Source organism: Paracoccus methylovorus (assembly GCF_016919705.1).
GTDB lineage: Bacteria > Pseudomonadota > Alphaproteobacteria > Rhodobacterales > Rhodobacteraceae > Paracoccus > Paracoccus methylovorus.
Genome location: NZ_CP070371.1, coordinates 1,469,816 through 1,490,490, shown reverse-complemented (window position 1 = coordinate 1,490,490; position 20,675 = coordinate 1,469,816). Strand labels below are relative to the sequence as shown.

The window sequence follows — 20,675 nt, the reverse complement described above, 5'->3', positions numbered from 1 at the left end:
GGGCAAATCGGGGCCATTGCCAGCCCCTGCCTAGGCGGCGTCCCCGATCACGATGACATGCAGGAAACCCGGGCCATGCGCGCCGCGCACATAGCTGCCCTCGATATCGGTGGTGCCGCTGGGGCCGGTGATGAGGATGGCGTTGCGCGGGACGGGCTGCGTGGTCATGCGGGCCGCGTAATCTTCAAGATAGGGCAAAAGCGTGGTTTCACGCAGCACCACGATGTGATGCAGCGGCAGAAAGGACAGCAGGATCGGGTTGTCGGCCCCCGAGTGGATCACCAAAGAGCCGCTTTCCGCGATGCCGTAAAGCGCAAGGCCAAGTGCCACGGGCTCGTTGGGGGCGACGCCGGTATGCGGGGTCGTGCCGGTCCAGTCGAGCCCGGTCAGTTCGGGCGTGGGCTGCAGGGCAAAGCTGGCCGGCAGGCCATGGGCGTCCAGATAGCGGCGCAGGGCCTGCGGCACCTGAGCCATGCCGGCCACGCGGCCGATGGTGGTGCCAAGCGCCGTGGCCTTGGCCGCAAAAGCCTGCGCAAGGTCCGGCGCGGCAAGGCGGGGGCGGGCGGTCTGAGGCTGGTCGAGCAGGGCTGCGGCACTTGCGGCGATCTCTGCGGGCGCGGCCGGGGGCAGGCCAAGGCCGGTGCGGATCGCGTTCAGGATGCGGTCGCGGGCGGTCATTGGCGGCGGCCTTTCTGCTGGTCGCGGTATTGCTCCATGAAGGTGCGGCCGGGCGGTCGCGGCAGGTCGCGGTAATCGGTCCAGCCGCCGGCCAGCGGCATCCGCGAAATCCAGCCACCCTTGCCGAAAAGCCGCATCACCCGCACGCCGATGCGGCTGGCAAGGCGATAAAGCCGGGGGCGGCGGGCGAATTGCGCCCAGATCCCGATGCCGGCGCGCAGCGAGCTAGGCTCCAGCCCTTCGCGCCAGCTACGCCTGCGCCAGCCGCGCAACAGCGTGGGCAGCGGGATGCCGACCGGGCAGACCTCGGCGCAGCGGCCGTTCATGGTGCAGGCATTGGGCAGATCGCGCGACGCTGCAAGCCCGTCCAGCACCGGCGTCAGGACCGAGCCCATCGGGCCGGGATAGGTCCCGCCATAGGCGTGGCCGCCGATCTGGCGATAGACGACGCAATGGTTCATGCAGGCGCCGCAGCGGATGCAGCGCAGCATCTCGCGGAATTCGTTCGCCAGCATCCGGGTGCGGCCGTTATCGACCAGAACGATGTGCATTTCCTCGGGGCCGTCGGCATCGCCGGGGCGTTTGGGGCCGCAATGAAACGTGGTGTATTGCGTCATCTCTCCGCCCGTCGCCGAGCGGACAAGCAGGCGCAACAGCGCGAAGGCATGCGCGGTCGAGGGCACGATCTTTTCGATGCCCGCCGTCACGATATGGATACGCGGCGGCGTGGTGGTCAGCTCGGCATTGCCTTCGTTGGTGACGGTGCAGGTCGCGCCGGTGTCGGCGACCAGAAAATTCGCCCCCGAAATGCCCACATCGGCATTCAGGAACTTGGCGCGCAACTGGATGCGGGCGCTTTGCACCATGGTCGCCGGGTCCTCGGCGGCGGGGGGCGGGTGGTGGCCGGCCTTGAACAGTTCGGCCACCTGCTCGCGCGTGCGGTGCATGGCGGGCCAGATGATATGCGACGGAGGTTCGCCGGCAAGCTGGATGATATGCTCGGCCAGGTCGGTCTCGACCCGTTCGATCCCGGCATCGGCCAGCGCGTGCGGCAGGCCGATTTCCTCGCCCAGCATGGATTTCGAACGGGTGACAAGCTTTGCATCGGCGGCAAGGCAGATGCGGGTGACGATGGCGCGGGCCTCGGCATCATCCGCGGCCCAATGCACCTGCGCACCGCTGGCGATGGCGTTTCGCTCGAACATCTCGAGATAATGGTCGAGATGGGCGACGACGTGATCCTTGATCGCCTTGCCACGGGCGCGGGCGGATTCGAATTCCGGGAAAGCGGCAAGGGCGGCGGCGCGCTTACGCTCGGCGTTGCCGGTGGTGCGGTCGATGGCCAGCTTGAGCGTGGGATCGGCCAGCGCCGCCTTGGCGCGATCCTTGAAGGCAGGTTGGGCGGCAGCGGTCATGGCGCGCCCTCTTCGCCGATGGCGGGGCCAGAGGTGCGGCCGGACAGCACCTCGATGGTGTGGAAGCAGCGGGTTTTCGCGCCGCGCCGGTTCAGCTTGCCGGCCATGTTCATCAGGCAGCCCAGATCGCCGGCCAGAAGGATGTCGGCGCCGGTCGCCTCGACCGCCTCGGCTTTTTCATTGGCGATGGCGTTCGAGATGTCGGAATATTTCACGCAGAAGGTGCCGCCGAAACCGCAGCAGACATCGTTGCCGGCAAGCCCCCGCATCTCCAGCCCCTCGACATGGGACAGCAGTGCGCGCGGCTGCGCGGCGATGCCAAGCTCGCGCAGGCCCGAGCAACTGTCGTGATAGGTGGCGGAGGCATCGCACCTCCGCCCCTGTGGCGCGAAAGCCATGACATCGGCCAGAAAGCTGGTGATCTCATGGGTTTTCGCGGCCATTGCATGCGCACGGGCGGCCCAGTCAGGGTCGCCCGCAAGAAGTTCCGGATAGCCGTGCACCATCGTCGCCGCGCAAGAGCCCGAGGGCAGGACGACATAGTCGTAGCCCTCGAACGCGGCGATGGTCTGGCGGGCCAGATGCACCGTATCGGCATCGTCGCCGCTGTTCAGCGCCGGCTGGCCGCAGCAGGTCTGGGCCTGCGGGACCTCGACCTCGCAACCGGCCTCTTGCAGAAGCTCGATGGCTGCGAAGCCGATTTGCGGGCGGATGGCATCGACAAGGCAGGTCACGAACAGACCGACCCTGGGACGTGGCTCTCCGGTCATTTTTGGCCTCAGTTGGTTGCAGTTACGGGATTGGTGGCACGACCGTTGCTGCGAGACATGATGAACAGAACGGCGGCGGCCCAGATCACGGCAGCGCCCCACCAGGCAAGGTTGCCCGTCAGCAGTGCAAAGCCGAGCAATCCGCCCTGAACCACATAGTAGGCCATCGGGATCAGGGTTTTGCGGATGATCTCGCCTTCGCGGTCGGTCAGACCGACAGTCGCGGATGCGGCAACGACGTTATGCACGCAGATCATGTTGCCCGCGGCACCCCCGATAGCCTGCAAGGCCACGACCGTACCCGCGCCTGCAGCGCCCAGACCGATTTGTTCGGCGGTCGAGAACTGGAACAGCGAGAACATCATGTTGCTGATCGTGTTCGAGCCGGCGACAAAGGCCCCCATCGCGCCGATCAGCGGCGCAAACATCGGCCATGCGTAGCCGACGACCGAGGACACGCCTTCAGCCAGAACGATGGGCATGCTGGCCAGAGTATCGGATGCCGAGTTGATGAAAACCTGCACCATCGGCACGGCCAGCAGCAGCGCGGGCGCGGCAGCAATCATGGCCGTTCCCGAGGACCGCAGCGCCTTTCCGTAATCGCGGGCCTTCATGCCGTGGTAGAAGTAGGTGAAGACCGAGGCAAGGATCAGGATCGTTCCCGGCAGATACAGCACCTGCACGCGCGCGTTGATGCCCGAGCTGAACAGGTTGTCCAGCGCGATCGTCACTTCGGGCGAGTTCAGCCATGCCTTCAGCGGCCCGACGGTGCGGGTCAGCACCAACAGGAGCACGACCAAGACATAGGGCGCCCACGCCTTCAGCAGCGGCATCACCGGCTTGCTGGCATGGTGATCCTCAAGATCATCCAGCTTGCCCACCCATGCCGGATCCCAGTCCTTGCGGGGCGGGAAGTCGAAGACCTCGGCAGGGATCAGGAAGCCCCGCTTGGCGGCGGGAACCACGATCAGCAACCCGATGATACCACCCAGAAGCGATGGGAATTCGGGCCCGAGAATTATTGCGATGATGTAATAGGGAACGGTGAAGGCCAGCCCCGCGAACAGCGCGAACTTCCAGATGCGGAACCCTTCGCGGAAGGAACGGTTGGCACCGAAGAAGCGGGTCAGCATTCCTACGAGGATCAGCGGGATCAGGAAGCCGACGATCCCGTGCAGGGTCGCAACCTTGACTGTGATTTCCAGTAGGTAGTCGAAAAAGGGCGTCGGAGCGATGGTCGAATCGACGATCGGCTGGCCCTCAAGCCCGGTGCGGACGCCGACAAGGATCGGGGTGCCGACCGCACCGAAAGAGACTGGTGTGCTCTGAATGATCAGCGTCACCATGACAGCGGCCATGGCGGGAAACCCGATGGCGACCAACAAAGGCGCGGCAATGGCCGCCGGCGTGCCGAAGCCTGAGGCCCCCTCGATCAGCGATCCGAAGAGCCATGCGATGATAATCGCCTGCACCCGCCGGTCCGGAGAAATGCTGGTAAAGCCGCTGCGGATCGAGCGGATACCGCCGCTTTCCTCAAGCGTATACAGCATCAGGATCGCGCCAAACACGATATACAGAAGGCTGACCGCAGTCACGAAGCCATTGACGGTTGCGCCCATGATCTTGTTCAGTTCCGTGCCCCAGACCAGCAGCGCGGTTGCTACCGTCACGACATAGGCCACGAACATCGAGAACTTGGCGGAACGCGCCAGCACCACCAGCAGCACGAAAACCGTGGCTATGGGCAGGAGCGCCAAGATGAATGTTATTGGTTCAGCCATTTTTCCTCCTCCGAAGTGACGGCAGGTTCTGCCGTTTTGTGTTCTGTTCAGCAGATGCTGACAGGGTCGTTTGGACGTGCAGTGGGCACGAACGATGCGGTCAATGCCAGTGTGCGCATTTCGATGTCTGGCCGATGCCGGGGTTCAGGCTGTTGGTGGGGTCCAGTTGCCGGTAAAACCCGGCCAGTTCCGGCTTGGCATGGTAAAGATGGCCGACGTTGTGCTCGGCGGGGTATTCGGCGCCGCGCTGGTCCAGAAGGCGCCACATCTCATGTTCGACCGCCATGCAGTCATGACCTTTTTTCACGACGTAGTCCTGATGGAAGACGTGGCAGAAGAAATGGCCGTAATAAAGTTTTTTTGCGATCTTCGCATCCAGATCGGGGGGCAGTGTCTCGACCCAGTCGCGGTCGTTGCGGCGTAGTGCGATGTCGAGGGCGACGATATCCTCGACCTCGCGGGCATGGATGGCGCGATAGCGCACGGCGGCGCCTGCGACTGCGAAACGGTGCAGGAATGCGGCCTTGCCCTCATCGGCGGTGCATTCGAACATATCGCCCTGCGCCGAGGGAAAGAGGGTGGCCAGATAGCTGCGCGCCTCGGCGATGCCGGTGCCGCCCATGCGCAAAAGCAGGTGGTGTTCGTAGCGGTCGCGAAACGCATTCATGCGCTTGGGCAGATGCTGCGGCGCCAGCGCCGCTATGCCCTGGGCAAGCCGGTCCGACAGCGTCGTGCCCAGCCCCAGCCGTTCGGTCAGGCCGTCCATACGCGCCTTTGCGGCAAAAAAGGCGGGCATCCGGTCGGTGCCCGCGTGTCGGATGAACAGGAACGTATCCTTGCCGTATTTCGCCGCCACATCATAGGCTTCGCGATGGATGTATTCGCCGGCGATGGGCAGGCTGTCGAAATTCGCAAGGATATGGCGGCGGATCTCGGTCAGTTCGGTGGGGTCGTTGCTGCCGATGTAGAATACGGCCGTCTCTTTCTCGGCCTGAAACGTGTCCAGCCGCACGGCAAAGACCGCCAGCTTGCCGGCGCAGCCCGATGCCTCGTGCAGGCGGCGGGGATCGGCGTTGAAACGGGCCGGGGTCGCCGCCTCGATATCGCGGACATGCTCGGCATATTCGCGGTCCGAGGCCCAGGCGTCGGTGGGCGCGGGTGCCGGCAGGCGGCCCTGTTCCAGCCGGGCCAGCATTTCTTCCGGGTCGTCGCCCAGATCAAGGCCCAGATGGTTGACCAGCGCGACCGAGCCGTCCTCGCGGACCTCGGCATAAAGGCTCATCTGGGTATAGGCCGGCCCGCGCTGGATCAGCGCACCGCCGGAATTGTTGCATACGCCCCCAAGCACCGAGGCGCCGATGCAGGACGAGCCGATGACGGAATGCGGTTCCCGACCCAGCGGGCGGAGCTGCTTTTCCAGCGCATCCAGCGTTGCGCCGGGCATGCAGACCACCTGCTCGCCTCCGCCGAGCAGATGAATGCCTTTCAGCCGCATGACGGAAATCAGCACGATCTCGCGGTCATAATCCTGACCCCATGGAGTCGAGCCGCCGGTCAGGCCGGTATTGGCCGCCTGCAAAATGACCGTCCGGCCCGAGGCGATGGCGGCGTTGAGCACCCGCCACATCTGGACCAGCGATCCGGGGCGCACCACTGCGGCAACCGCCCCTTCGCCATAGCGGAAGCCACGGGTATAACGACGGGTGGCGCGGTCAGCGGTCAGCACTTCCGCCGGCCCGACGATGCGGCGCAGGCGATCCAGGAACGCTGCGCGGTCTTCTGCGGTTGCCTCGGTTTGACCGGGTCCCGGCATGGCTTTTCCCCTCCCGTAATCTGGGTAGGATCGGCCCGTCGCGCGGCCCCGTCTTTTCGACACGGCTCTGCGCAGATTGCTTTACCTTCCCCGAGATGGTGGTAAAATAATTTTACCATTTGGGTCAAGGGGGAAATCCATTGCGCCATATCCGGCATTCCGGCTAATCTTCATTGCCGGCGCGGCCGTCTAAGCCTCTGAAATTCCGGAAGCCTTTAAGGAGTGAGAATGGTCAGCGAAGTGAACAAGGGCGCACCTGCCGCGGAGACCACCGCGCGGCATATCGAGGATCTGATCCTTGAAGGTTCGTTGCGCCCCGGCGATCCTTTGCTGCCGGAACGCGAGATGGCGTTGCGGCTTAACGTCTCGCGGCCGACGTTGCGGCAGGGCATCCGCGTGCTTGAGGAAAAGGGGCTGATCGTCGCCGATCCGGCCGGCGGGCGGAGGGTGGCGCCGCTTGCCACCTCGATCACCGATCCGCTGGTCGAACTGATGGGATCGCGCGCCGAGGTGGTGGACGATTATCTGGAACTGCGCGGTACGCTGGAGGGGATGGCCGCCAGCCTGGCGGCGGTGCGGGCCAATGACGTGGACCGCGATATCCTGACCCGCTGCATGGCGCGCATCGACCAGGCCCATGACGAAGCCGATTTCCGCGACGAGGCCGAGGCCGACGTGGATCTGCATGTCGCCGTCTACGAGGCCAGCCACAATATCGTGCTGTTGCAGATCATGCGGGCGCTGTCGGGCATGCTGCGCAAGGGCGTGTTCCACAACCGGGAAAAACTGTATGCCCGACCCGAGGTGCGCGGCGTGCTGCGTGCCCAGCATCGCGCCGTCTATGACGCGATCATGGCCCGCGACCCCGAGGCGGCGGCCCATGCCGCGCAAGAGCACATGACCTATACCAAGCGCGTCCGTGCCGAGATCATCGCCGCCGAGGCGCGGCTGGAAATCTCGTTGCGCCGGATCGAGGGCGGCAGCATCGCCCAGCGACGCTGAACCGCAGTTTTGCCGAAATCCGCCTTTCGTGCCATGATGCCGGGGCCCGGACCCAAGCCGGGCGGCATCGTGGAGCAAGGCTGATGACAGACCCCGAGGCGCAAATCGCGGCGCTGGAAGGCCGCCTGATCGCCCACCGCCGCATCCTGATGCGTGTGCTGGCCGGTTTGTCCGAAAATCTGCGCGCCGATCTGCTGGACTGGCTGGAAGAGCGCGCCGTGCCCCATGACGGGCAAGAGGACCCCGGCGCTGTTCCCAGCGAAGGCGCGGCGCTTGAACTGGCACTGTCGGACGAGATGCGGTTGATGCGTGCCGAATTTGCACGACAGGCGGCAGATGCGGGCAAATAGCTGGCCGTCCGATGAAATGCTTGTGCAGGGCAGCGGTTTTGTGACTACCCTGAGGCGAGGGAGGGGCTGAACAGGCGGCGCATTCCGCGCCGACGGCACTGCAACAACGGGCGTTTCCCGCTTGGGCAGGTTCTGCGGCAGGTCACAGAAACGCCAGACGTTTTCGGATCACGGAGGAATCATGAATTCTGTCGAGCCCGCTTACAGCACGGCTGTGCTGTTGTTCATTGCCCTGGGGGCGGTTCTTGTCTTGTTGATTCTCATCATGCGGTTCCGGCTGCATGCCTTTGTCTCGCTGGTGCTGGTCAGCCTGATGACCGCGGTGGTCGCGGGTATTCCCATAGCCGAGGTAATCCCGACACTGATGCAGGGCTTTGGCTCGACGCTGGCCACGGTGGCGCTGCTGGTCGGTTTTGGCGCCATGATCGGCCGGCTGCTGGAGATCACCGGCGGCGCGCAGGTGCTGGCGGACCGGCTGATCGGCCAATTCGGCGCCAAACATGCGCCATTCGCGCTGGGCGTCGCCTCGCTGCTGTTCGGGTTTCCGATCTTTTTCGATGCCGGCCTGGTGGTGATGCTGCCCATCATCTTTAGCGTGGCGCATCGCTTTGGCGGTTCGGTGCTGCTTTATGCGCTACCGGCGGCGGGGGCCTTTGCGGCGATGCATGCGCTTTTGCCGCCCCATCCCGGTCCCGTGGCGGCGGGCGATCTGCTGGGCGCCGATATCGGGCTGCTGGTGCTGGTCGGTCTGGTCGTGGCGCTGCCGACCTGGTTTCTGGGCAGCTATCTGTTCGGGCTTTGGGCCGGACGACGTTTCGTGTTGCCGGTCCCGCAGATTCTGGGCGGTGGCATGGCGGCCCAGCATGACAGCATTCCGCCGAACTTTGGCACGGTGATGCTGGTTCTGCTGTTGCCGCTGGTGCTGATCTTCATGAACACCGGGCTGGGAACATTGGCGACGGCCGGGCTGGTGGATGGCGATGCGCTTTGGGTCGCGGTGCTGCGGCTGATCGGCCAGACGCCCGTGGCGCTGTTGATCACCGTGTTGGTCGCCATGGCGCTGCTGGGGCAGGGGCGCAGCCCGGCCGAGATCGAGCGCATCATGGACGGCGCGCTGGGGCCGATCTGCGCCATCATTCTGGTCACAGGCGCAGGCGGCATGTTCGGCGGCGTGTTGCGCGCCAGCGGTATCGGCGAGGCCCTGGCATCCAGTCTCGATACCGTTGGCATGCCGCTGATTGTCGCGGCCTTTGTCATCTCGATGGCGCTGCGGGTGGCGCAGGGCTCGGCCACGGTGGCGCTGACCACCACCGCCGGGCTGATCGCGCCCACCGTGGCTGCGACGACCGGGCTGAGCGAGCTCGACCGCTGCTTTCTGGTGGTGGCCATCGCCGGCGGCGCCACGGTGCTGAGCCATTTCAACGATTCGGGCTTTTGGCTGGTCGGGCGCTTTCTGGAGATGGACGAAAAGACCACGCTGAAGACCTGGACGGTGATGGAGACGTTGCTGGGCACCATCGCCTTTGGCTTTGCCCTGATCGGATGGTGGCTGCTATGAGCGGCGCGGTGCAACATATCGTGGTGATGGGCGTTTCGGGTGCAGGCAAAAGCACCACCGGCGAGGCGCTGGCCCGCCATCTGGGCTGGCCCTTTGTCGAGGGCGACGCCTTTCACCCCCCGGAAAATGTCACCAAGATGCGGGCCGGCGTCGCGCTGGACGATGCCGACCGCGCGCCCTGGCTGCGGGCGCTGGCCGCCGAGATTGCCCGGAACGAGCGTCTGGGCCAGTCCTCGGTCATGGGGTGTTCGTCGCTCAAACGGGCCTATCGCGACATCCTGCGCCAAGGTGCGCCGAAAGTGCGGTTCGTGCATGTGCATGGCCCGCGCGAATTGCTGGAAAGCCGGCTTTCGCATCGCGAGGGGCATTTTTTCCCGGCGAAACTGCTGGATTCGCAACTGGCCACGCTGGAAATGCTGGCCGCGGATGAGGATGGCGTCGTGGTGGATATGGCCCTGCCGGTCAATCAGCAGTTGCATCAGGCCCTGCGCTTGCTGGGGCTGAACGGAGAACGCGCGTAACAGGGCGGTTCCGCCCACCAGATCGGGAGCGAAGAAGATGAGTTGGAACCCCGCCCTGACCCCCGGCTGCCCCGATGCGGTGGGCGCCGACCAGATCGAGACGTTGATTATCCCTCGGGCCCGCGACATCGGCGGTTTCGAGGTCCGCCGTGCGCTGCCCGCGCCCAAGCGGCAGATGGTCGGCCCGTTCATCTTTTTCGATCAGGCCGGACCTGCCGAATTCCTGACCGGGCAGGGTATCGACATACGCCCGCATCCGCATATCGGGCTGGGCACGGTGACTTATCTGTATCGCGGCGATTTTCACCACCGCGACAGCATCGGCAGCGATCAGGTGATCCAGCCCGGCGCGGTCAATTGGATGGTAGCGGGCAAGGGCGTGACGCATTCCGAGCGCACGTCGGCTCAGGCGCGTCAGGGGCCGCACAGTCTGTTTGGCATCCAGACGTGGATCGCGCTGCCCGAAGGGCGCGAGGACATGGACCCGATCTTTGAACACCACGCCAAGGACACCCTGCCCGAGATCGAGGCCGAAGGCGTGCAGGCCCGGCTGATCCTGGGACAAGCCTATGGCGAGCGTGCGCCGGTGACGCTGTACTCCGATACATTTTATCTGGATGTGACGCTGGCGCCCGGCGCGCGTTTCCCGCTGCCCGATGAGCATGAGGACCGGGGGCTTTATATCACCGCAGGTTCGGTCAGCATCGCCGGGCAGGAGTTCGAATCCGGGCGGATGATGGTCTTTCGCCCCGGTGACCGGATCACCGTCGCCGCCGGGCCGCAGGGCGCGCGGCTGATGGCATTGGGTGGGGCGACGCTGAACGGGCCGCGATTCATCTGGTGGAATTTCGTCGCCTCGTCGAGAGAGCGGATCGACCACGCCAAAGAGCAATGGCGCGCGGCGAATTGGGGGCAGGGGCTGTTCGACCTGCCGCCCACCGATCACGACGACTATATCCCGCTGCCCTGACGCCGGGCGCTGGTCGCCTGCAAGCGACCGCGCGCCTTTGCCGGGGATTATTCCGGCAGGATACGCACCGCGCCCTTGTCGGCCGAGGCGGCGAATTGCGCATAGACCTTGAGCGCGGCCGAGACCTGGCGCTGGCGCGGCTGGGCCGGTTTCCAGCCCTTGGCGTCCTGTTCCGCGCGGCGGGTGGCCAGTTCGTCGTCGGGAACGGCCAGCCGGATGCTGCGGTTGGGGATGTCGATCTGGATCAGGTCGCCGTCGCGGACCAGGCCGATGGTGCCGCCCGCCGCCGCTTCGGGGCTGGCATGGCCGATGGAGAGCCCCGAGGTGCCGCCCGAGAAACGGCCGTCGGTGATCAGCGCGCAGGTTTTGCCCAGCCCTTTCGACTTCAGATAGCTGGTCGGATACAGCATTTCCTGCATGCCCGGCCCGCCCTTGGGTCCTTCGTAACGGATGACGACCACGTCGCCCGCCTGCACCTTGCCGGTCAGGATGCCCGAGACGGCGGCGTCCTGGCTTTCATAGACCTTGGCGGGGCCGGAAAAGACCAGAATGGATTCGTCCACGCCCGCTGTCTTAACAATGCAGCCGTCCAGCGCGATATTGCCCCTGAGAACGGCCAGCCCGCCATCCTTGGAAAACGGCGTCTCGGCCGAACGGATCACGCCCTTTTCGCGGTCGAGGTCCAGATCGGGCCAGAGCGAGGACTGGCTGAACGCCACCTGTGTCGGCACGCCGCCCGGTGCGGCCAGGAAAAGCTCGCGTGCCTGCGGGTCGTTGCTGCGCGAGATGTCCCATTGGTCGATGGCCGCGCCGATGGTGGGCGCATGCACGGTCGGGCAGTTGCGGTCGATCAGCCCGGCGCGGTCCAGTTCGCCCAAAATCGACATGATGCCGCCGGCGCGATGGACGTCCTCCATATGCACATTGGCGATGTTCGGGGCGACCTTGCACAGGCAGGGCACACGGCGCGACAGCGCGTCGATGTCGTCCATGGTGAAATCGACGCCGCCTTCCTGCGCGATGGCCAGGAGATGCAGCACGGTATTGGTCGAGCCGCCCATGGCGATGTCCAGCGACATGGCGTTGTGGAACGCCGCCTTGCTGGCGATGGCGCGCGGCAGAACGCTTTCGTCGTCCTGTTCGTAATAGCGGCGCGTCACGTCGACGATGCGCCGGCCGGCCTCGAGGAACAGGTTCTTGCGCAAGGCATGGGTGGCCAACGTCGAGCCGTTGCCGGGCAGCGACAGCCCCAGCGCCTCGGAAAGGCAGTTCATCGAGTTGGCGGTGAACATCCCCGAACACGAGCCGCAGGTCGGGCAGGCGGCCTGTTCGATCGCGGCAAGATCTTCGTCCGAGACATTGTCGTCGGCGCCGGCGACCATGGCGTCCACCAGATCCAGCGATACCTTGCGCCCGTCGCCCAGCGTGACCTTGCCCGCCTCCATCGGCCCGCCCGAAACGAAGATGGCCGGGATGTTCAGCCGCATCGCCGCCATCAGCATGCCGGGGGTGATCTTGTCGCAGTTCGAGATGCAGACCATGGCGTCGGCGCAATGCGCATTGACCATGTATTCGACCGAGTCGGCGATCAGCTCGCGCGAGGGCAGCGAATACAGCATGCCGTCATGGCCCATGGCGATGCCGTCATCGACCGCGATGGTGTTGAATTCCTTGGCGATGCCGCCGGCCGCCTCGACCTCGCGGGCGACCATCTGGCCCAGGTCCTTCAGATGCACATGCCCCGGCACGAACTGGGTGAAGCTGTTCACGATGGCGATGATCGGCTTGCCGAAGTCGCTGTTTTTCACCCCGGTGGCGCGCCAGAGGCCACGGGCCCCTGCCATGTTGCGGCCGTGGGTGGTGGTGCGGGAACGATATGCGGGCATGGCTGGGTTCTCTGTCGTCTGATTGTCCGTGCTGAGCGGCCATTATCACGATGGAATTGGCGAGGTTACCCCTTATCACGCTTTGCGCCGGGGGATACCCCCGATTTAGCGCGGCGCGGACAGTCCGCGCAGGATACGCTGGCTGCGGCGCAGGACGGTGGCCGTCGTCAGCGCCAGCACCAGCCACAGCACCCAGACCAGCACCGGCCAGTCCGCGCCGTAAAGCCATACCGCGACCTGCGCCACCGCGCCGGCGGTTACGGCGGCCATGCGATGCGACTTGGCCCCCGGTCCCGAGAAATCAGAGCCCAACCCTGCCGCACGGCCGAATTCGCGCAGATAGGCGGTCATGATCGCCAGCGCCCCGGCCAGCAGACCCAGCGCGGGCAGGCCGGCCGCCACGCCGAAACCCGCAAGGATCATCAGGTCCGACAGCCGGTCCGGCGCCTCGTTCCAGAAGGCGCCGTCGGGTGCGCCCATGCCGCCCTCGACCGCGACAAGGCCGTCGAACAGGTTGCAAAGCAGGCGCAACTGGCAAAACGCCGCGCCCAGCAGCAAAAGCAGCGCCGAGGCCCAAACCGGTCCGACCTGCACCGAAAGCGCGAAGGCCCCACCCGACAGCGCGGCGGCGATGACCGAGCCCACCGAGATGCGGTTCGGCGCGATGCCGCGCTGCACCAGCATGCGCGTCACATAGGCGGCCCATTTGGTGTTGCGGCTGGCGATGGGCCGGCGGCTGAAATCCTGCGTCATGTCCAACCCCATGCAAGAATGTGCAGAAAGACCGGTGCCGAAAAGACAAGGCTGTCCAGCCGGTCGAGGATACCCCCATGCCCCTGAACCAGCGTGCCCCAGTCCTTGACCCCGCGGTCGCGCTTGATTGCCGACATGATGAGCCCGCCAAGAAAGCCGAAGGCGGTAACGACCAGCGCCATCAGCCCGGCCTGCCACCACAGGAAGGGCGTGATCGGCGTCAGCGCCATGCCCAGCACCGTGGCGCTGAGCATGCCGCCCAAAAGCCCCTCGACCGTTTTCGAGGGCGAGACGCGCGGCGCAAGCAGGTGTCGGCCGATGCTTTTGCCCCAGACGTATTGCAGCACGTCGGATGCCTGCACCACCAGGATCAGCCATGCGACCAGCGTGAAGGCGCTATAGCGATAGCCGGGAATATCCAGCGTCAGGATCGCCGGGATATGCGAGACGCAATAGACGCAGACCATCAGCCCCCATTGCGTTTCCGACACGCGGGTCAGAAAGCCCTGCACCTCGCCCTTGAACACGGTCACGACCGGCAAAAGCAGGAAGCTGTAGACCGGGATCAGCAGGGCGGCAAAGATCGGCACGTCCAGATAGACCAGCAGATATTGCAGCGGCAGGATGACATAGAAAGCAATGGCCAGACCGTCGTGATCGTCGCGGCGCGTGTGCGTGATGGTGGCGAATTCGCGCAAGGCGGCCATCGAGCAAAGTGCGAAGAACAGCGTGATCGCCCCTGCGCCCAACGTGAATATCAGCGCCAGCACCCCGATCATCACCCACCATGCGCGGATGCGGTCGGCAAGGTTGCGCGCCGTGCCATCGCCGACACGCCCCGAGCGGATCAGCCACTGCGCCACCAGCGAGGCCAGGATCAGGAAGCCGAAAAGCCCGTAGAACACAAAGGCCGAGGGGGAATAAAAACGGTCCATGCCCTAAGCCTTCGTATCCGAGAGCGTCAGCATTGCCTGCGTCAGCCGTTGCAGAAAGTCGTCGCGGCTTTCTTGCGGCCCGGGGCGCAGCGGCGCACCAAAGCGGACGGCGCAATTCAGCGGCACCGGCAGGAAGGCCCCCTTGGGCAGGATGCGGTCGAGGTTCAGAATCCATGCCGGCACGATCTCGGCCTCGGGGACGGCGCGGGACAGGTGATAGATGCCGGATTTCAGCGGCAAGAGCCGGGCATCGGTCAGATTGCGCGTGCCTTCGGGGAAAAAGATCACGTCCTCGCCGCCGCGAAGTACCTCGGCCACGGTCTCGATCGGGTCGGAGCGGCGACTTGCCGGGTCGCGGTCGATCAGCACGGCGCGGAATACCTGATGCGCGATCCAGCGTCGCAGGGCCGAGCGTTCCCAGTAATCCGCGCCCGCCACGGGACGGGTGCGCAGGCGATGCGGCTTGGGCAGCGCCGACCAGAGCGCGACGAAATCGGCGTGGCTGACATGGTTCGCGACCAGAATGCGCGGGGCGGCTGCCGGCGGAGGCAGGTCGATGGCGCGCAGGCTGATCAGGACGCGCGCCGTCGCAACCAGTCCCGTGCGGGTTAGCCTTACCGGAATGCTTGCCGTCATCGGGGGCCCCTGGTCAGCCTGTTCCTGCGGGTTCTGGCATGAATCTGCAGGCGGACGGAAGGCCGCGGCGCAGGATTTTTCCGTCATGCGGGGCGCAGGGGATGGCTTGCGCGCGCGTCAGTCCAGCCAGAGATCGCGCAGCAATGCCTGTGCCAGGTGATCGACCGAGCCGCCGTCGATGCGCACGCACCGTTCGTGGCCCGCGTATGAGACGCGGAGGGTGTCGCCGACGATCTCGTATTCGCCTGAAACAAGCGCCCCCTTGCGACCGGTGAGGGTTACTGTGTCTTTCATTCTGCCTGTCCAACTTACTCTTTCCATACCAGCAGTCTGGGCGCATGCCCCCGCGCTTGGGAAGTTCGACTTTGGTACAGGTTTTGCAACTGTGCGCCTGATGCAACAGTGCGTGCGGCCCAATCGCTCAGCCCTTGGCCAGCGCGGTGACGGGATCAAGCTTGGCGGCGTTGACGGCGGGAAGATAGCCGAAGATCAGCCCGATTCCGCAGGCGCTTGCCAGCGCCGCCACCATGGAAATCGGCGAATAGACCAGGGTGAAGTTGCTGCTGAACCGTTCGAAGACGACGCCGAAGCCAAGCGCGGCCAGAATCCCCGCGACGCCTCCGATGATGCAGACCAGCACCGCCTCGATCAGGAATTGGGCGCGGATGTCGCCGCGCCGCGCCCCCACGGCCATGCGCAAGCCGATCTCGCCGATGCGTTCGGTGACCGAGACCAGCATGATGTTCATCACCCCGATCCCCCCCACCAGAAGCGAGATCACCGCGATGGCCGCGATCAGCAGCGTCAGGGTCTGGGTGGTGCTGGTGATGGTCTGGCGGATCTCGTCATTGTTGACGATGAAGAAATCCTTGCTGCCATGGCGCAGGGTCAGCATGTCGGTGACCATCTGCTCGGCCAATGCCATCTCCACGTCGTCGGCCACCCGCAGCGTCAGCCCGCTGACGCTGGTCGAGCCCAGATAGCGTGCCTGAACCGTCGTATAGGGTGCATAGATGGTCAGGCTGTTGCTGCCGCCGGGGCCGCGGTTTTGCGCCTGAGCGACGCCGATCACCCGCAGGGGCACCTTGCCGGCCATGAAGATGCGGCCCAGCGGCGCGCCATCCTCGCCAAACAGGCTTTTGCTGGTGTTTTCGTCGATCACCACGTTCTGGCTCATCGCCGTCACGTCGCCCATATCGAAGCTGCGGCCCTGGCTAAGGGTGATGCCGGCCACGTCGAAATATTGCTCGCCCACGCCGCTGATCTGGGCGCTGGCCTCGGTGGCGCCATAGCGCAGGGTCTGGCTGGAACTGACCGTGGGGCTGACCGAGGCGACATAGGGCTGGCGGGCCAGTGCGGCGCCGTCGGCGGTGACCAGCGTCGTCACCCGCCCCGAGCGCATGTCGCCGAAATCGCGACCCGGATAAACTTGCAGCGTGTTCGTGCCCAGCCCCGAGATGTTTTGCAGCACGCGCTGGCGCGATCCTTCGCCCAAGGCCACGACCGAGACGACCGAGGCGATGCCGATGATGATGCCGAGCATGGTCAGAAAGCTGCGCAGCTTGTGGGCGCGCATCGCCAGCACCGCCATGCGCAGCGCCTCGGCCAGTCGGCCCAGCACCGGCGCGGTGGCGCGGGCAGGGGCTGAGGCCGCAAGCGCCGGCGCGGCGTCCGCTGCCCCCGCGAGGCGGTCCGAGATGATGCGGCCATCCGCGATTTCCACGATGCGGCGGGCGCGTGCGGCGACCTTGGGATCATGGGTGACGATGACGACGGTGCGGCCCTCGGCATTCAACTGCTCCAGGATGCCCAGCACCTCGTCGCCGCTGCGGCTGTCCAGCGCGCCAGTGGGTTCATCCGCCAGAATGACCCGTGCGTCGTTGACCAGCGCGCGGGCAATCGACACGCGCTGCTGCTGGCCCCCCGAAAGCTGGCCCGGCCGGTGTCCCAGCCGGTCGCCCAATCCCAGCCGGTCCAGCAGGTCGCGGGCCCGTGCCCGGCGCGTCTCGGACGGCAGGCCGCGATAGATCGCCGGCACCTCGACATTCCCCAGCGCCGTCATCTCGGCCAGCAGGTGATAGCGCTGGAAGATGAAACCGAAGAATTCGCGGCGCAGCGCCGCCAACTCGCCCGGATCGCGTTGCGCCACCTCGCGCCCGTCCAGCAGGTAGCTGCCGGTCGAGGGGCGGTCGAGGCAGCCCAGGATATTCATCAGCGTCGATTTTCCCGACCCCGAGGCGCCCATGATGGCGACGAATTCGCCTTGCTCGATGTCCAGGTCGATGTCCTGCAAGACCTGCAGCCTGCCCTCGCCCGAGGGATAGGCGCGGGTGATGCCGCGCAACCGGATCAGCGGGTCCCCCATCTTAACCCAGCGGTCCCATCATGCGGGGCCGGCCGCGTGCGCCGCCCGCCTCGGCCGGCGTGCCGGTGCCGCCTTGGTCGCCGGTCACGACGCGCTCTCCCTCGGTCAGGCCATCGACCACCTCGGCCGTCACCTTGTCGTTCAACCCGATCATGATGTCGCGCGTCTGGATGCTGCCGTCGCCGGCCACGACGCGGACCTGATGGCTGCCGTCCCGGTTGGGCCGGCCAAGCGCGCTTGACGGAATCGTCAGGACGTCCTGCGCCGCGCCAAGGATGATGCTGACCTGCGCGGTCATATAGCTGCGCAGATGCCCGTCGGGGTTCGCAACCGGGATGATGCCGATGTAATAGATCGCGCCGCTGCTGGTATCAGTGGTGGCGCCGCCCTGAATGGCGCTGTCGTTGACGATGCTTTGCGGGGCGGGCGCGATCGAGGCCAGCACGCCTTCATAGGTCCGGCCGCTGTCGTCGAGCAGGCTGAAGCGCACGTTCTGGCCCGCCTGCACCTTGCCGATATCGGCCTCGGAGATTTCGGCATGGACGTCCATGCGGTCAAGCTGGCCCAGCACCACGATGGTCGGCGACGACTGCACCGCATTCACCGTCTGTCCGGCCTGACTGACGATGGCCAGCACGGTTCCCGCTATGGGCGCGGTGACGCGGGTATAGTCCAGATTGGTCTGCGCGATTTCGATCGCCACCTCGGCCTGAGCGATCTGCGCGTCGAGTGCGGTGATCTGGGCGCGGGCGACATCCACGTCCTGCTGAGCGCCATCCATGACGCTGCGCGAGGTGGCGGCCGAGCGGCTGAGATTTTCCTGACGCTCAAGCGTCTTTTCGGCCAGCGCCAGCACGGCCTGCCGTTCTGCCATCTGCGCGCGCAGATTGGCCAGCGCGGCTTTCGCGGTGCGCAATTCGTTCGTCTGCTGGACCGAGTCGATCTGGGCGATCAGGTCGCCCTGTTCCACCCGGTCGCCCAGCTTGACCGCCAGTTCGGTGATCCGCCCCGAGACCTGTGCGCCGACCGCGACAAGGTTCTGCGGCTTCAGCCGCCCCTCGGCCATCACCGAAGTCTCGACATTCCCGCGCGTGACCTCGGCGCTCAGATAGGTGGGCGTCGCGGTTTTACCCTGAGTGATCCCGGTCAGCCCGGCCAGCAGGGCAACCAGCGCCGCGGCGCTCAGGACAAGGATGACGGGCTTACGCATCGGGTGCTCCGTAAGGGTCGGCCTGGGGGCCGCCGGATGGAAATGGCATCGGGACAGAAGCGGTCCCGCCCCGGAAACCGCCCGATTCGCAACGCTTTTAGCGCGGTTCCCGACCCTGTGCGACTAAGGTTTTCGTGTTCCACGGGACTGTGTTCTGGCGTTTTCAGGGTGGTTGACAGCCACCGGAAGGAATTATAAACGAACGGTCGTACTGAAATTATTTGGCCGGCTATGGGACGCAAACGCACGATCGACCGGGACGAGTTGATGCTGGCCATCGAGCGGGTGGCGCGGCGGTCGGGCATTGCCGGGCTGAGCATCGACGCCGTCGCCAAAGAGGCCGGAATCAGCAAGTCCAGCGTGGTCTATGACTGCGAAAGCAAGGCCGGTTTGCTTGCGGCGTTCATTCGCCACAAACTGGCCCAGCATCAGGCGCGCTTTGCCGAAATCCAGGCCCGCCATGAAGGTAGCCCAAATGCCCGCTTGCGCGCGCTGATCGAAGAATTCCGCCGGGTTCCCACCGATGAAGAGCTGGACATGGCGCTGCTGGTCAGCGCCAGCATGGGCGAACATGCCGAGTGCCGCGAGATCATGCGCGAGATGCTGGCCGCCGATTGTGCAGCGGTCAAGACCGAGGCCGACGACCAGCGGCGGATGCTGATGGCGCTGTTGACGCTGCACGGCATGGCGTTTCTGGAGTATTTCGGTTTTCACCGTTTCGATCAGGAAACCCGCAATGACATTCTTGATGAGTTGACGGTGGTCGCGGAAAGCGACCCCGGCGCTGCCGGAGACTGATCCCCCAAAACTATTAGACTTCACAGGAAAGACCGATCCATGAAGAGAATATTTTCCCCCGGCGTCTGCGCCGGGTTTGTGCTTTGCTGTCTGATGGCAGCCGCTCCGGTCGCGGCACAGCAGTTGCCGCCACCGCAGGTCAGCGTGCAGGTGATGCAGCCCGAGGCGTTGCCGGTGGTGAACGAATTGCCGGGCCGCGTCGCTGCGACCCGCACGGCCGAGGTGCGCCCGCGCGTGGGCGGCATCGTCATCGAGCGCGTCTTTGAACAGGGCGGCAAGGTCGAGGCGGGCGATGTGCTTTATCGCATCGACCCCGCCCCCTATGACGTGCGCGTCGCCAGTGCACAGGGCGCGCTGGCGCGGGCCGAGGCCACTGCGCTGAACGCCGCCGATCAGGAAAAGCGTGCCCGTGCCCTGCGCGAGCGCAAGGTGACGGCGGGGGTCGATCTGGACAATGCCGCAACCGCTCTGGCGCAGGCCGAGGCGGATGTGGCCATCGCGCGGGCCTCGTTGCAGGAAGCGCAGCTTAACCGTTCCTATACCGAAGTCACCGCACCCATCGCGGGCGTGGTCGGTCGCGCGCTGGTGACCGAGGGCGCGCTGGTCAACGCCCAGACCGACATCATGGCGACGATCCAGCAACTCGACCCGGTCTATGTGGACTTCACCCAGTCCTCGTCCGAGCTTTTCGCGTTGCGCCGGGCGCTGGCGGCAGGCCAGCTGGCCACGATGGCGGACGATGCTGCGGCGGTGCGGCTGGTCTTTGACGACGGCACCGAATATGCCGATCCCGGCAAATTGCTGTTTTCGGAAGCCAGCGTGGACAGCTCGACCGGGCAGATCACCCTGCGCGCCGAATTTCCCAACCCTCAGGGCGACCTGCTGCCCGGCCTTTATGTCCGGGTGCGGATCGAGCAGGCGGTGCGCGACAATGCGCTGACCGTGCCGCAGATGGCGGTGCAGCGCGACCAGTCGGGCCAAGCCTATGTCTATGCGCTGAAGGATGACGAGACGGTCGAGCGCCGCGACGTCACCCTGGGCCAGACCAGCGACAACCGCTGGCTGGTGGAAAGCGGGCTGGAACCGGGCGACCGGGTCGTGGTCGCGGGCGCGCAAAAGCTTTACCCCGATGCCAAGGTGGTGCCGCAGCCGGCCGCCGAGGCGACGACCGTGCCGGCCGGTGCCGCCGCGGCGGCCGAGGCGCCCGCGCCAACGCCCGCGCAGGAGTAGGATA

The 20,675-nt window shown here is 65.6% G+C and carries 19 protein-coding genes; 7 read left to right on the top strand and 12 right to left on the bottom strand.

Features of this window, described 5'->3' with window-relative positions; genetic code table 11:
• Positions 1–30: 30 nt before the first annotated feature.
• The 5 genes from JWJ88_RS20425 to dld form a co-directional block, all read right to left on the bottom strand.
• Complete coding sequence (locus JWJ88_RS20425) at positions 31–678, bottom strand: LutC/YkgG family protein (RefSeq protein ID WP_205296228.1); 648 nt, start codon at positions 676–678, stop codon at positions 31–33.
• Positions 675–2,093 (bottom strand): lactate utilization protein B, encoded by a 1,419-nt coding sequence (locus JWJ88_RS20420; RefSeq protein ID WP_205296227.1) that lies wholly within the window; start codon positions 2,091–2,093, stop codon positions 675–677. Before JWJ88_RS20420 ends, JWJ88_RS20425 begins: the two co-directional genes overlap by 4 nt.
• A complete protein-coding gene (locus JWJ88_RS20415; protein ID WP_205296226.1) occupies positions 2,090–2,863 on the bottom strand; it encodes a (Fe-S)-binding protein in 774 nt (257 codons plus the stop codon). The genes JWJ88_RS20420 and JWJ88_RS20415 overlap by 4 nt, the downstream gene beginning before the upstream one ends.
• An 8-nt stretch (positions 2,864–2,871) precedes the next feature.
• On the bottom strand, positions 2,872–4,644 hold the full coding sequence (locus JWJ88_RS20410; protein WP_205296225.1) for an L-lactate permease: 1,773 nt from the start codon (positions 4,642–4,644) through the stop codon (positions 2,872–2,874).
• Between the two features lie 100 nt (positions 4,645–4,744).
• On the bottom strand, positions 4,745–6,457 hold the full coding sequence (dld, locus tag JWJ88_RS20405) for a D-lactate dehydrogenase (protein WP_205296224.1): 1,713 nt from the start codon (positions 6,455–6,457) through the stop codon (positions 4,745–4,747).
• 228 nt (positions 6,458–6,685) lie between these two features.
• Between dld and JWJ88_RS20400 the strand changes: the two genes are divergently transcribed.
• From JWJ88_RS20400 to JWJ88_RS20380, 5 genes are all read left to right on the top strand, one after another.
• Positions 6,686–7,459 (top strand): FCD domain-containing protein, encoded by a 774-nt coding sequence (locus JWJ88_RS20400; RefSeq protein WP_205296223.1) that lies wholly within the window; start codon positions 6,686–6,688, stop codon positions 7,457–7,459.
• 83 nt (positions 7,460–7,542) lie between these two features.
• Positions 7,543–7,809: a hypothetical protein gene (locus JWJ88_RS20395; RefSeq protein ID WP_205296222.1), complete on the top strand. Its 267-nt coding sequence runs from the start codon at positions 7,543–7,545 to the stop codon at positions 7,807–7,809.
• Between the two features lie 181 nt (positions 7,810–7,990).
• Positions 7,991–9,367: a GntP family permease gene (locus tag JWJ88_RS20390; RefSeq protein WP_205296221.1), complete on the top strand. Its 1,377-nt coding sequence runs from the start codon at positions 7,991–7,993 to the stop codon at positions 9,365–9,367.
• Positions 9,364–9,888, top strand: a complete 525-nt coding sequence (locus JWJ88_RS20385; RefSeq protein WP_205296220.1) for a gluconokinase — start codon at positions 9,364–9,366, stop codon at positions 9,886–9,888. The genes JWJ88_RS20390 and JWJ88_RS20385 overlap by 4 nt, the downstream gene beginning before the upstream one ends.
• A gap of 37 nt (positions 9,889–9,925) precedes the next feature.
• Positions 9,926–10,858, top strand: coding sequence for a pirin family protein (locus JWJ88_RS20380; RefSeq protein ID WP_205296219.1), 933 nt, complete (start codon positions 9,926–9,928; stop codon positions 10,856–10,858).
• Between the two features lie 47 nt (positions 10,859–10,905).
• Here the strand turns inward: JWJ88_RS20380 and ilvD are convergent, their stop codons facing one another.
• From ilvD to JWJ88_RS20345, 7 genes are all read right to left on the bottom strand, one after another.
• Positions 10,906–12,744 (bottom strand): dihydroxy-acid dehydratase, encoded by a 1,839-nt coding sequence (ilvD, locus tag JWJ88_RS20375; protein WP_205296218.1) that lies wholly within the window; start codon positions 12,742–12,744, stop codon positions 10,906–10,908.
• A gap of 105 nt (positions 12,745–12,849) precedes the next feature.
• A complete protein-coding gene (locus tag JWJ88_RS20370; RefSeq protein WP_205296217.1) occupies positions 12,850–13,497 on the bottom strand; it encodes a CDP-alcohol phosphatidyltransferase family protein in 648 nt (215 codons plus the stop codon).
• On the bottom strand, positions 13,494–14,432 hold the full coding sequence (locus JWJ88_RS20365) for a phosphatidate cytidylyltransferase (protein ID WP_205296216.1): 939 nt from the start codon (positions 14,430–14,432) through the stop codon (positions 13,494–13,496). The genes JWJ88_RS20370 and JWJ88_RS20365 overlap by 4 nt, the downstream gene beginning before the upstream one ends.
• A 3-nt stretch (positions 14,433–14,435) precedes the next feature.
• Positions 14,436–15,068, bottom strand: coding sequence for a lysophospholipid acyltransferase family protein (locus JWJ88_RS20360; RefSeq protein WP_205296215.1), 633 nt, complete (start codon positions 15,066–15,068; stop codon positions 14,436–14,438).
• 117 nt (positions 15,069–15,185) lie between these two features.
• A complete protein-coding gene (locus JWJ88_RS20355) occupies positions 15,186–15,362 on the bottom strand; it encodes a hypothetical protein (RefSeq protein WP_205296214.1) in 177 nt (58 codons plus the stop codon).
• Between the two features lie 127 nt (positions 15,363–15,489).
• Positions 15,490–17,433: a MacB family efflux pump subunit gene (locus JWJ88_RS20350; protein WP_205296213.1), complete on the bottom strand. Its 1,944-nt coding sequence runs from the start codon at positions 17,431–17,433 to the stop codon at positions 15,490–15,492.
• A 1-nt stretch (position 17,434) separates the two neighbouring features.
• Positions 17,435–18,643 carry an efflux RND transporter periplasmic adaptor subunit gene (locus JWJ88_RS20345; RefSeq protein WP_205296212.1) on the bottom strand — a complete coding sequence of 403 codons (1,209 nt, stop codon included), beginning with the start codon at positions 18,641–18,643 and terminating at the stop codon, positions 17,435–17,437.
• Between the two features lie 231 nt (positions 18,644–18,874).
• Here JWJ88_RS20345 and JWJ88_RS20340 point away from each other — a divergent pair, with 231 nt between their 5' ends.
• Entirely contained in the window at positions 18,875–19,441 is a 567-nt protein-coding gene (locus tag JWJ88_RS20340) for a TetR/AcrR family transcriptional regulator (protein ID WP_205296211.1), read from the top strand.
• A 39-nt stretch (positions 19,442–19,480) separates the two neighbouring features.
• Complete coding sequence (locus JWJ88_RS20335) at positions 19,481–20,671, top strand: efflux RND transporter periplasmic adaptor subunit (RefSeq protein WP_205296210.1); 1,191 nt, start codon at positions 19,481–19,483, stop codon at positions 20,669–20,671.
• Positions 20,672–20,675: the final 4 nt, after the last annotated feature.